At 42.9% G+C, this 12657-nt stretch carries 11 protein-coding genes; 5 read left to right on the top strand and 6 right to left on the bottom strand.

What is annotated here, in order from left to right; all coding sequences use genetic code 11:
* Nucleotides 1-85: 85 nt before the first annotated feature.
* Complete coding sequence (locus tag JGK14_RS22835) at nt 86-313, bottom strand: hypothetical protein (protein ID WP_293184072.1); 228 nt, start codon at nt 311-313, stop codon at nt 86-88.
* Between the two features lie 23 nt (nt 314-336).
* Here JGK14_RS22835 and JGK14_RS22830 point away from each other — a divergent pair, with 23 nt between their 5' ends.
* Complete coding sequence (locus JGK14_RS22830) at nt 337-1461, top strand: DUF4336 domain-containing protein (RefSeq protein ID WP_325315522.1); 1125 nt, start codon at nt 337-339, stop codon at nt 1459-1461.
* Nucleotides 1462-1619: 158 nt separating this feature from the next.
* On the opposite strand, the gene JGK14_RS22825 is transcribed toward JGK14_RS22830, so the two are convergent.
* The 3 genes from JGK14_RS22825 to JGK14_RS22815 form a co-directional block, all read right to left on the bottom strand.
* Nucleotides 1620-2222 carry a HEPN domain-containing protein gene (locus tag JGK14_RS22825; protein ID WP_293270917.1) on the bottom strand — a complete coding sequence of 201 codons (603 nt, stop codon included), beginning with the start codon at nt 2220-2222 and terminating at the stop codon, nt 1620-1622.
* A 52-nt stretch (nt 2223-2274) separates the two neighbouring features.
* The gene (locus tag JGK14_RS22820) at nt 2275-3522 is read right to left on the bottom strand and encodes a DUF262 domain-containing protein (protein ID WP_293207565.1); all 1248 of its coding nucleotides are present in this window, start codon (nt 3520-3522) and stop codon (nt 2275-2277) included.
* A 266-nt stretch (nt 3523-3788) separates the two neighbouring features.
* Nucleotides 3789-5573, bottom strand: a complete 1785-nt coding sequence (locus JGK14_RS22815; protein ID WP_293232142.1) for a metallophosphoesterase family protein — start codon at nt 5571-5573, stop codon at nt 3789-3791.
* A 397-nt stretch (nt 5574-5970) separates the two neighbouring features.
* Between JGK14_RS22815 and JGK14_RS22810 the strand changes: the two genes are divergently transcribed.
* Nucleotides 5971-6942, top strand: a complete 972-nt coding sequence (locus JGK14_RS22810) for an acetamidase/formamidase family protein (RefSeq protein WP_293212572.1) — start codon at nt 5971-5973, stop codon at nt 6940-6942.
* A 161-nt stretch (nt 6943-7103) separates the two neighbouring features.
* Nucleotides 7104-7388 carry a hypothetical protein gene (locus JGK14_RS22805; protein WP_293184022.1) on the top strand — a complete coding sequence of 95 codons (285 nt, stop codon included), beginning with the start codon at nt 7104-7106 and terminating at the stop codon, nt 7386-7388.
* A 160-nt stretch (nt 7389-7548) separates the two neighbouring features.
* On the opposite strand, the gene galT is transcribed toward JGK14_RS22805, so the two are convergent.
* The gene (gene galT, locus JGK14_RS22800) at nt 7549-8571 is read right to left on the bottom strand and encodes a galactose-1-phosphate uridylyltransferase (RefSeq protein ID WP_293326251.1); all 1023 of its coding nucleotides are present in this window, start codon (nt 8569-8571) and stop codon (nt 7549-7551) included.
* Between the two features lie 103 nt (nt 8572-8674).
* Between galT and JGK14_RS22795 the strand changes: the two genes are divergently transcribed.
* The gene (locus JGK14_RS22795; RefSeq protein ID WP_293270925.1) at nt 8675-8989 is read left to right on the top strand and encodes a colicin D domain-containing protein; all 315 of its coding nucleotides are present in this window, start codon (nt 8675-8677) and stop codon (nt 8987-8989) included.
* A gap of 2 nt (nt 8990-8991) precedes the next feature.
* A complete protein-coding gene (locus JGK14_RS22790; protein ID WP_293270927.1) occupies nt 8992-9279 on the top strand; it encodes a colicin immunity domain-containing protein in 288 nt (95 codons plus the stop codon).
* A 29-nt stretch (nt 9280-9308) separates the two neighbouring features.
* Here JGK14_RS22790 and JGK14_RS22785 read toward each other — a convergent pair whose 3' ends face one another.
* Nucleotides 9309-12644: an AAA-like domain-containing protein gene (locus tag JGK14_RS22785; protein WP_325315521.1), complete on the bottom strand. Its 3336-nt coding sequence runs from the start codon at nt 12642-12644 to the stop codon at nt 9309-9311.
* Nucleotides 12645-12657: the final 13 nt, after the last annotated feature.

Genomic DNA, 12657 nt, shown 5'->3' with positions numbered 1-12657 from the left:
CACTCATTGTCTGATTTTTTTGAGATGCAATTTAAATGCAGAACAGCTTAATAAACGCAAATTTTCTGAGAAACCTGGCTTCTAGTCATCCGTAAGTCCTGTTTGAGTATTCCAAAAGCAGGCGCGGCGCAGCTATCGGGATCTTAATCGCCCATAACCGCTTTTCAACTCCTCGCATCCGTGCAACAAGATTGAAATAAAATAACAAAAGTTCGATCGCACGCACGTACAAAAAATCGGCAAGGAGTCGCACCAGTGACAGACGGGGAAAGCACACCAACATCAGCACAGATTGACAATCGAGACTATTCATGGCCCTTTTGGCCAATTGTTCCAATGTATCCCTACAGCAGGCGACGGACAATCCGCAAGGAAATAGTCAAGGACAAAATCTGGACTTTTGACCAACTACAAGGCATTTTCTACGTCATTGTGCCGATTCGGATGACAGTCATCAAACTCGAATCCGAAGGCCTTCTCGTCTACGCCCCCGTCGCGCCGACTCCTGAGTGCATCCGCTTGCTAAACGAGTTAGTCGCAGAACATGGCGAGGTTAAGTATATCCTGCTGACAACGGTTTCGGGCATCGAACATAAGGTATTTGTCGGCCCCTTTGCGAGGTGTTTTCCCGAAGCGCAGGTGTTTGTCACTCCCAAGCAATGGAGTTTTCCGCTAAATTTGCCGCTGAGTTGGCTGGGTTTGCCCGGTAAACGCACCTCTGTACTGCCTTTGGATAGCAGCAACACGCCCCTTGCAGATGAATTTGATTGGGCAATCCTGGGCCCGCTGAACCTCGGTTTAGGCTTTTTTGCGGAAGTTGCGTTATTTCACAGGGAATCGCGCACGCTAATGTTAACAGATTCTGTGGTTTCGATTCCCGAAAACCCGCCCGCGATTCTCCAACTCGACTCGTACCCGCTGCTATTTCACGCCAAAGACACCGCTTTGGATGTGGTGGCAGACACCCAAGAAAATCGATGCAAAGGGTGGCAGAGAATCGCCTTATTTGCGATGTATTTTCGCCCTAGCGTGTTGGAGGTGCCGCCGTGGTCGGGGGTGTTAGCCAGCGCCCTGAAAGCGCCAGAGCGATCGAGAAAAGCTTATTTTGGATTGTATCCGTTTAAGTGGCAAACTGATTGGGTGCGATCGTTCGAGGCTTTGCGGGGAGGAGGGCGGTTGTTGGTGGCGCCGGTGTTGCAGACTCTGATTCTCAACCGCGCGCCGAGGGAAACTCTCGATTGGGTGGATAAAGTCGCGAGTTGGGACTTTGATCGGATTGTACCTTGTCACTTCGATCCCGCGATCGACTGCAAGCCCCGCGAATTTCGCCAAGCATTCTCATTTCTGGAAAAACATTCGGTTGTTAATTCTTTACCGGAAGATGATTTTAAATTGCTGAGGGATATTGATGCTGGTTTGAATAAAACTGGTTTAGTTCCGCCTGCAAAAGAGAAGGTTTAATCTGATATTTTTGACAATTCTGAATAAGCTGTTTGAGCACAAACAAGATGCCTGTTGCACTCAAAAATTCAACTATTGTGGAACGGGCATCTTGCCCGTTCCGGCTAGAAGCCCATCGCCAAGATAAAACCCTTAACAATTACTGGAAATTTATTCATTTATCTCATTAAATCATTAATCAACTCATCCACCTTCAAAAGTTCTTGAATAATTTGCTCTACCCTCTGCAATTCATTTATGGGATTGAGAACTCTAATAGTTGTTGGGGATGTAGCTGAAGTATGGACTGCAACACCTCTGTCTTCCCCAAAGGTATTCATAGTAGCCAGCCAAAAAATATTTAGATTCTCGGAATTGATTCCTATTGGCAAAAGCAACGACAGAATATTAGCTTCTTTTATTCCATGATTCTGGTCAATGATTCGCTTAAAACTATTAATAGCTAAATCTATCTTTTTGTTGATTTTTATTTTCTCATCCGGTATTTTTTTAGCTGGCTTTGTTGGACTTAGTGTATCTGGTGGTAATTCCATCATTTGACCGGAAAAGGCAAGCAAACATATCAAAGTACAGCAAGTCTTACCCTGACTGTCCCAATTGTTTTTAGCATTAAGGGCTGCTTCCCAAACTCTATCCTCTAGATAAGCTTCAATTTCGGCATGAGCTAAAACTCTGTAGGCAAGAGTTAAGGCTAACTGTCTGGGGGAATAAAAATGTCCGGGCTTAATCTTAGGAATGAATTGTTTTTTTAACCTATTCAACTCCTTAGTTAGAGTACGAAATCTGACGGATTTTGGCATACTGCTTAAGAACTTACCACAACCCGTTAAAGATAATGCGGTTATCTGCGAGTTCGGGGACATAAAACTCTAAATTTAAAACCTTTCGCAAAGTTTTGCCCCACAGTGAGAGACGAGTATGAGTTTCGCGAATGCTAGTTGTTCTTTTCTCAACAGCGTCTCTGAATTCGCTATTAGGGGACGAACATAACTCTTTAAAAGCATTTTCTACTCGCTCCTTATTATTCTTAGCAGCTTGTCCTATCTCGGGATATGAAAAATAAAAAACCATTACATCTAAAATAGCTCGATTCATTTTTTTGCGGTAAGTATTAGAAGTGTTAGACCATACGCGAAATATATTTTCTTCTCCAAATATTGCAATGGTTGTTTGCACCGCGTTCTCAAATTCGCTAACTGTATCTTCGATCTCGATTTTTCGTTCGTCCCAATTATTGTTGAGTTTTTCGCAGGTCATGTCCAGGAATTTTTTAAGATTCCCGCGATAATCGGATAAAAAATAATATAAGGCTACATACCGCAGCAACAATTCGACATCGCGCATCCGAGGATCGGGATTTTTTGATTTAAGTATTGTTCTTAAAGCCTGATTTTTAATTGATGCGTCGTCTAAAAAATTGACAAAATCTCCGGGATGCAATGCTTGCCTCAATTCTTGGGGAGATAGCGGAGTATTCTCTAAATTCAGGCGTAAAAAAACTTTGTATAGTAAACTTTCTGTACGCCAGTTTCTAATCAATGTAGTCCGAATAGTTTGAGTGTCGAGTACATTAAGTACGGGACTCAACACAACATCGTTTTTTATATCCTTATAGGTATAACCATTGAGATCGGGTCTAAATTCTAAGTTTACCAAAGCAAAACTATCATTAGGAGTTTCGCTCATTCCATAAAATTGCAGGATGGCAAGCAAGCGTTGCTTGCCATCAAGAACTATAAAATTTCCGCGCCTCTTTTCAGGAGAAGCTAAAACTATTTCTGGAATGGGAAATCCTAGAAAAATTGATTCGATAAACCTACTTTTGCGAGTTATATCCCAAGCATCTCGTCTTTGAAATCTTGGATTGAGTTGAATGTTTTCCCGCATAATTAGATCGAGGATGCTGGTTGTTGTCCAATCAGTGCTACCTACAATGATTTCTGAAATTTCTTTTAATATCGATTGTGGCTTTTCATTAGATTCCAGCTCATCATCTAAATATTCATCTTCTTTATCAAAGATTACTTCTTCTGGTTTTTCCAAGAGTTTTTGTTTGGGCATGACTGTACTCTACTCGTGAGTTTAATTTGGATAGACTATCTATTACCTAAGTATAGCAGAAGTCAAAAGACTGAAGTTGACTCTTGACCGAGAACGAGAGAGTTTTCTTCCCAACTCATAAATTTTGTAACTTCCACAGCGTATTAAACTATTGTCTATTGGTGCGTCGCTGTCATATTTTTCATTTTTATTTGGGATGAGCGATAGCGACGCACCCTACGAATACTGAGGACTTCAGTCCTCACTACAAACCTGACAGCACAAAATCACGATTTTTTTAACTTAAACTCATCAAATTTCACCACTTCCGAGTCTGGTTTCCGCGTATCAAAATAATAGCTACTAACCGTAGCATTCCCCGTGTCAAATATACTAAAAGCCGTAATATCATTACTATCAATATACGGCAATGCCAGCCCATCTTTCCCCAACAAAGGTGCAACTGTTGGCATCACAGGTTCCAATCCGTTCGGATCTCCAATCGCGCTGTAATCCTCCCCATATCCAGGCGGCACAAATCGGCGCTTTCTCCCCGCAAACGCCCCGTAACTGTTACCCACATTGGAAGTCTCTAAAAAGTGCATTCCGCTGGAACTCACAAACCGATTCCACAAATGCGAATGTCCGTACAAAACTAACTGCACGCCCGCCGTTTCTAGCAGCGGCATCACATCCCGAATCAGATAATCTTGCTGTTTCGGATATTCGTAACGCACCATCTTAATCTCGCCGTCCAAAGTGCGATCGACTATTTGCACTGGGTCAGTATAAGCAGGTACAATATTGTCACCCAGAGAATGCGGTGGATGGTGAAACATCACAATTTTATATTTAGCTTGCTGAAATTCCGCACTATATAACTCTTGTTCCAGCCAAGAATATTGAGCGCTACCTTTGGCAATTGGCTCAAAAATATGCTGTCCGTATCCCCATTTTTCAGGACGATCAAAATCTTCGTCCCGTTCCCGATACCTGCCTCTCGCCCCCGGATCTAAATTCGGAGTCCGCCAGATATTCGTAACATACAAAGTCACTAACCGCACGTCTCCAAACGTCACAGCATAATAATTCTTCTCACTTGGTAAACTGAAAATTTCGTTGTAAGTATCACTATTAAAACTATTGTTTTTTAACAAAACATCTTGGTCTTTCATCCCATATTTTTGAGTGAGGTATGGATATATTTTTTCCACAGCAGCGCGGGGAAAAGGGTCATTAAACTGGTCGTTGAGACTGCTGCTAGTTGAAAACCTACCCATAATCTCATGGTTCCCAATCGTCGGAAATATAGGCGCGTGTTGGATCAGTTCGCCACCGCTGTACACGGTTTTGATGCCGTTTTTGTCGATTTCGGAGAAGGCGCGGCCTTGCAAACCGGGGAAAAAAGCGCGGCCTCGGTCGTCGTCGAACCATTCGGAAGCGCGATCGGCTATATTAATTAAATCACCAGCCATGAAAACTGCATCAACTTTATCAATTGTTTGTGCTACTTTCTGGAGATTAGCCGCTGTCATCGGCATCAATTGATGATCGGAAGTAAATAGGATTTTTAGCCCAATTCCCGCTGCTGGTGTCGGAGAAAGGCTGAAAACTTTGCTGCTAACAGATTCACCATCTTTCGTTTCGCTAGTCACTAGATAAGGAATGCGAACACCGGGCATTAAATTAGTAATTTCTGCTTCGTGGCGCCAGATGTGGCGGACAATTGGATTGTTATCAATTATGCCCTGTTTCATTTCATCGGAGATGTGCGAGTCTTTGTCTTCCCGAACCCGGCTTAGCTTGGTAGTATTTGCAGTCGCAATTTTACTCAAGTTTTCGCCGTAAGCAACAATGTTCCGAGTCCCGGAAAATTCGGTAAACCAAACAACTCGCACCGAGTTAGTTGTTGGAAGTTGCAGAAACGGATCGGTTAAAAGTTTTGGTTTGTTGAGGAAAGATTGCATAATCAAACCTAGGAATAGGACAATCAAAATCAAAACAGCAAAAAACCACAGGTTGCGAGAAGAACCTTGGGGTATTTCTAATTTATCGGGCAATGGTGTTAACATAAGTTATTGTCAGTAGTCTCTAGGGGAAAGTTCAACAGTAAAATATAACTCCCAACCCCAATATATATAAACTGGCCCCCGGTTTGAATTTTAGACTACCAAAGTTATCAAAAAGTTAAGAAATTCTGAGAATATCTCAGATATCACAAACCGGGTGCATCTGACTTTTGAAGAGGGCGAAGCATGACCGCAGATAAGTTATTAGTTATAATCTCATATTGAATGCGGTCATGCTTCGCCCCTACACATATATTTGCCAAACATGAGATGCACCCCACAAACCTCAACTATTAATCTCAAATATAGCGGTTCTCGGAAAGATGAGGTATTCACCAATTCATTAACAATTACAAAATCCCCCAATCCCCAATCCCCCCAATCTAAAATCTAAAATCGAATGACTCACCACCTTCTCAAGGCTAACTGCAAAACCGTACACTTAGGCGGTTTCTCTCCCAAGCTAGAACCTGCTTTAACTGTCGATTCGGGCGATCGCATCGATATCGAAACCTATTCAGGATATTATGTTGCTGACAAGGCCCCGCCGGAATTTTTGACGCCGGAATTTTTAGATATCTGTCAGAATTTACCTGACAACCGCAAAGTCGGCCCGGGCCCGCACTTGCTAACAGGCCCGATTTATGTTAATGAGGCTGAACCCGGAGACGTTTTAGAAATTCACATCGAGGAAGTTTACCCAAGTTTACCAGTAGGATTCAATGCAATTCGCGCTGGTTGGGGAGTTTTACCTGAATATTTTCCTGACCCTAAATTGCGGTTTATTCCCCTAGATTTAGAACAAAAGATTGCGGAATTTCCGGCAAATAGCGGCGTCCAGATTCCGCTGCATCCATTCTTCGGAATTATCGGTGTTGCAGATTTTGAAATCAACCGTTCTTCTATTCCTCCACAACGCTACGGCGGCAATATGGACAATCAGGAATTGCAAGCAGGAACGCGGTTATTTTTACCTATTGCGGTGCGTGGCGGTTTGCTGTCAATCGGCGACGGACATTCGGCACAGGGAGATGGCGAAGTTAATGGTACGGCGATTGAAACTTCGATGAATGGGACTATTCAAATCATCTTGCGTAAGGATTTATTTTATATATTTCCGTTTGCGGAAACTCCTACTCATATTGTAGTTATGGGTTTTGGTCAAACATTAGATGATGCGTTTGATATGGCGGTAAAACAGACTGTTAATTGGCTACAAAAATATGCAGGTTTTCAAGAAGAAGATGCCTATGTTTTCTGTTCCCTCGCCGCCAATTTTCGGATTACTCAGGCTGTCAATAATCCCCGCAAAGGAGTTCACGGAATGATACCTAAGTCGATTTTGCCCAATGTGCAAATTATCGATCGCTAGCCGTGATGTGGTATGATAACAGCCGATCGCCAAAACAACCTCGATCGCGATCGCACAAATTACACATTTTTATCACTGCGGTTCGTCGATCGCGATCGCACCAGCGTTCAAAATTTAGCTTAAGATTAGGATAGGTTGCAAATTCTATCTAAATGGGTTCCATGAAAAACCAGACTGACGATTCTGCAAAACAAGATTTAGTCGATCGGGCTTTTGGAAGTCCAGCCATCCCAGATCCGACAGCGTGGGTGGATGAACATTATTTTCTGGCTAATTTTGCCAATACTCTCGCCCACCTCCAAGAAAATTTATCTGATGAGAGTTGCGAAATCGCCGAGAGTGCTGAGTCTGGCGAGGCGAGATTGTCGCTCGATGCTAAAATTAGAGATATATTGAAAGCTAATTTTAGCGATGACTGTTGGCAGTATGTCGAAAGTTTGTTGTGAGTTCGGTAATATTAATAAATATTTGTAGGTTGATAAATTTTGAGTGTCAATTAAGCTGTTGCAGATTTAAATTGTCTATTTCAACCGATGATTGAAAATCATTAAATTGTCTCCCGTCTTCGCTTCGGACATTCCTTGATAAATTGTAACTTTTTATACTTTAGGTTGGTCGAAAATTAGGGTTGATAGGAATTGCGATCGATCGCAAAAACTCAGCACTTTCTTCGGGTAAAGCAGTATTGATAAACATCCCGCTACCCAACTCAAACCCAGCCTGCTTCGACACTCTGGGAATAATGGCGATATACCAGTGGAAGTATTTTGTTGCTTGTTCCGCCGTTGGTACCGATCGAATACTATAGTTGTAATCTGGATTGTTCAATCCGTAATAAAGCTGAGCGAGTACAGTTTTCAAAGTATCAGCCAGATCCGTAATTTCCGCATCAGTAATATCATCAAACGAAGATGAATGTCGGCGCGGAAAAATCCAGATATGAAACGGTGAAAGTGCAGCGTAAGGAATAAAAGCCACGAAATATTTGCTCTCAAAAATTACTCTTTCACCTGCCGCTAATTCATCTTCCAAAGTCCTGCAAAATAGACATTCTCCCGTATCATCAAAATAGCGAACTGCTGCATCGATGCGGCTGCGAAATTGGCTGGGGACAACGGGCGTCGCTGCTATCTGCGAATGAGGATGTTCAAGAGAAGTTCCGGCACTTTCCCCGTGATTTTTGAAGATCACAATTGTTTCAACGTGGGGATATTTTCTAATTTCTAAATAGCGATAACGATAGACTAAAAGTATGTCCGTTACTTCTTCAACGGTCAACAAAGCAGTCGTCAAATCGTGTCGCGGGTGTTCCACAATTACTTCGTGAAAGCCGATTCCCGACATCATGCGGTGAATTCCCGATGATATCCTGATCCGTTCTGCTGTCGGCGACAGGGCGGGATATTTGTTGCCAATTGCGCGGACTTTCCATCCCGTGCGATCGCCCAAACGGCAAGTTTCTAATGTGCCATCTTCTTCGTTACCCACGCAAAACGGGCAGTCTGGGCGGTGTGAGGGTAGGAATGCGGGTATTTTTTTTGTGTTGGCGAATTGGTCAGGTCTTTTTGCGCGATCGGTGGCGATGATTACCCAATCTCTGGTAATTAGATTTTGTCTAAGTTCAGACATTTTCTTACCTTTTGTTTCAGGGTTGAGCCGTTTCTTATGGTAAGATAGGAGTTTGCCTGATGTCACTGCTAATTGTAATTTTTTAACAAATCTTGACTTGAATATGTCTGTAAATGTGGCTATGTGCGATCGGCAAATTCAAAAGAAATTCAAACACGCTGCCGATTTTGGTGTTTCAGGCAATTACAATTTGCAGACAGCAGCAGCATTTGCAGCAGCTATTCAAACTCATGTCCAGAAACAGGGAGTGCAGGAGATTGAGGGTACTTATCGCAGGCAACCTGTAAAGCACTACTTTGACCCTGCGACTAATTTAAATGTTATAGTGGACGCAGGAGACAATTTTATTAGCGGCTGGAAACTGAATTCTGCCCAAATTGCTGAATTAAGTGCGACTGGAGATATTGGAGGTGGATAAATATGGATAAGTACATCAAGTTATTAGAAGAGTTTGCAGGCAGTAAAATCAGCGCTGATGAGTTTGAACGGCGGTTTCTACAATTGTTTAAGAGTGACAATAACCTCCAGCCGGGGAGAGAATTTAAGATTTTAGACAAGTTGTTTTCCGATGTTGATGCTTATTGCAGCGACCCGGATTTGATTGAAGACCCTCGATTTGATATTGGTGAGGTTCAATTGCGAGTATCTGCCCAGGAAACGCTGGATCAGTTGCTAAACTTAACAACAGTTTTAACAAGTGAGAAATAAGAATCAAAACCATCCACGTGCATCAGCGGTTAAAATTTATCACCCAGCCATTCCCTCCCCCTCGCCAACAACTCATCCAAACTTTCCACGGGCCAAAACCGCACCTTTCCATCCTGCGAACCAGTTATTAAAAACTTCCCATCCCGACTAAAACAAATACTATAAATCGGAGTTTTCAACTCCACAAAATCAGCCTCACCTTTGAGTAAATTACCCTGATAGCCACTAAACTCGGCCAGTAAATTCCCCTGCAAGTCCCACAATTTGGCGGTGCCGTCTTGTGATGCAGTGGCGATCGTATCTCCTGTTGGGCTAAAACTGACACTCCATACCGAGTCATTATGTCCGGTGAATGTTACCAAGCAGTTGCCCTGCAAGTCCCACAATTTGGCGGTTTTGTCTTTTGAGGTAGTGGCGATCGCATCTCCTGTGGGGCTAAAACAGATACTTGTTACCCTGTCATTATGTCCGGTGAATGTTACCAAGCAGTTGCCCTGCAAGGCCCACAATTTAGCAGTTTTGTCAGATGAGGCAGTCGCAATCGCATCTCCTTCAGGGTTAAAACTGACACTATTTACCGAGTCATTATGTCCGGTGAATGTTAGCAAGCAGTTGCCCTGCAAGTCCCACAATTTGGCTGTTTTGTTTTGTGAGGCAGTAGCGATCGCATCTCCTGAGGGGCTAAAACAGATACTTGTTACCCTGTCATTATGTCCGGTGAATGTTGCCAAGCAGTTGCCCTGCAAGTCCCACAATTTAGCAGTTTTGTCAGATGAGGCAGTCGCGATCGTATCTCCATTCGGGCTAAAACTGACACTTCTTACCCAGTCATTATGTCCGATGAATGTTACCAAGCAGTTGCCCTGTAAATCCCAGAACTTGGCGGTTTTGTCATCTAATGCAGTAGCGATCATCTCATCTCCTGTTGGGCTAAAATTGACACTTCTTACCGAGTCATTATGTGCGGCGAAAGTCGCCAAATAGTTGTCTTGCAGTTCCCATAATTTGGCAGTGTCGTCAGATGAAGCAGTGGCGATCGCATCTCCTTTCGGGCTAAAACTCACACTATTTACCGGGAAACGATGTTCGATGAAAGTTATCAAACATTTGCCTTCCAAGTTCCATAATTTGGCGGTGCCGTCATGTGATGCAGTGGCGATCGTCTTTCCTGTAGAACTAAAACTAAGACTATTTACCGACGAGTTATTATATTCGTCGGTGAATGTTGCTAAGCAGTTGCCTTGCAGTTCCCATAATTTGGCAGTGTCGTCATATGAGGCAGTAGCGATCGTATCTCCTGTGGGGCTAAAACTGACACTTGTTACCGAGTCATTATGTCCAGTGAAAGTTACTAAGCAGTTGCCCTGCAAGTCCCATAATTTGGCGGTTTTGTCAACTGAAGCAGTAGCGATCGCATCTCCATTCGGGCTAAAACTGACACTCCATACCGATTTATAATGTCCGGTGAATGTTAACAAGCAGTTGCCCTGTAAATCCCACAATTTTGCTGTTTTGTCAGATGAGGCAGTCGCGATCGTATCTCCTGTGGGGCTAAAACTGATACTTGTTACCGATTGCTTATGTCCGGTGAATGTGACCAAACAGTTTCCCTGTAAGTCCCACAATTTTGCTTTTTTGTCAAATGAAGCAGTAGCGATCGTATCTCCATTCGGGCTAAAACTGACACTCCATACCGATTTCTTATGTCCGGTGAATGTTGCCAAGCAATTGCCCTGTAAATCCCATAATTTGGCGGTGTTGTCAGATGAGGCAGTAGCGATCACATCTCCTTTCGGGCTAAAACTGACACTTGTTACCCAGCCACGATGTCCAATCAATACACGCGGTTTGCGGATTTTAGCGATAATTACTTGCAAAGCGGACAAAGGAGTAACTGTGGGATATTCGGAAAGCGGGGGATTATCTGGTATCCACTGCTTTAAATCTTCTCCTGCTTTGATAGCTGCCCGCAAGGCTTCTATTTGCTTTCCCTCGAAATGAAAAAGCTCTAAGGCATTGCGTCCAGCTTCTTCAATTTTAAAAACTTCCCTGAATTGTTTACGGAATGCTCTTAATGATTTATTATTTTTCTTTAGTTCTTGCCGTTCATCATCTCGACTGGCATCTAAAAAATCATTATCCTCATCGCTTAAACGTTTCCCCACTTTCCACTGCAACGCATCATCCAACGCTTGGCCGTGTAGCAGTCGGGAAGTATCTTGACGATTTGAGGCGATCCAAGCGGCGAAGTTTTCCTGGTAGGGGCGGAGTTTCGCTAATTCTTGCTGTACCCAATCGAGGTTAAAAATAGCGGCGTATATGGGATTATAAACTTGTAGATATCCGTTGCGTTTGACGACTAATCCTGAGAGTTGTAACCTTCTTTGATCGAGACTATTATCAGCACAGATTTTCCGATCCGCGTCCGTCAGTATTTGCTGATAAATACCGAGCAGTAGCGCCGTGCGGTCTTGATAGTCAAGCAGCAAGCGACGCCTAATAGTCTTAAAGTGTTCTTGTTCGTCATTCGCTTCCCAATTGTCAATGACATACTTTTTTACTAAATCTTCCACATCAGCAGTCCGACTTGCAGATTTATAGACCATCAGTTGGCACAGCTTTTGCATCAAAAAAGGTTGCCCGTTTGTCCACTGAAAAACCTCAGCTAATATCTCCTCCGATATCTCCTGCGATCGCTCTCCCATTAAGCCAGGAATTAAAGCAGGTTTAGCTTCATCAAAAGTAAAGCCTGTTAAATCAATAGCCTTGCCAATATTAAAAGGTGTTCGGTCTTTATCGCGAATCAAATCTGCTGGTGTCGCAACTCCCAAAAGACAAAAGGTAAGGCGCTTATATTCAGAATTAATCGCTCTTTTGTTATAGCAAGCGCGAATCAATAGAAAAAAATCATCTTTCCAGCTTAGATTTAAAATCGAATCAATTTCATCAATAAAAATCACAATGTTTTGCGAAATTTCTGTCAATAAAACATCTTCAATAAACTGACTTAATCGCTGAGACGGTGACAGCAATTGTCGCTGCTGCCACCAACTGTCACTATCCACCTTTCTTGAGAGTGCGCCACCCCGAACCAACTCAGAAATAATCCCAAAATACCAGTAGTCTGAAGTTTCGCTACCGATATCTGTTAAATCTATAGCAATACATTTAAAGCCTGCTTTTTCGCGCAAGCGTTTCATCGTTTGTACTTGCAAGCTAGACTTACCCATTTGTCTGGAGTTCAACACATAACAAAATTCTCCTGCTATCAAACTTGCATAAAGTTCACTGTCTGCAAGACGCTTAACATAGGTAGGATGTTCGTACTCTAAAGAACCACCAACTTGATATTGATAAACCGTCATAATCTGGTTTTAC

Origin of the sequence: Microcoleus sp. PH2017_28_MFU_U_A (assembly GCF_020738035.1) — a bacterium.
Lineage (GTDB): Bacteria > Cyanobacteriota > Cyanobacteriia > Cyanobacteriales > Microcoleaceae > Microcoleus.
Note: the sequence above shows the minus strand (reverse complement) of the source record. Positions and strands in the feature narration are given on the sequence as shown.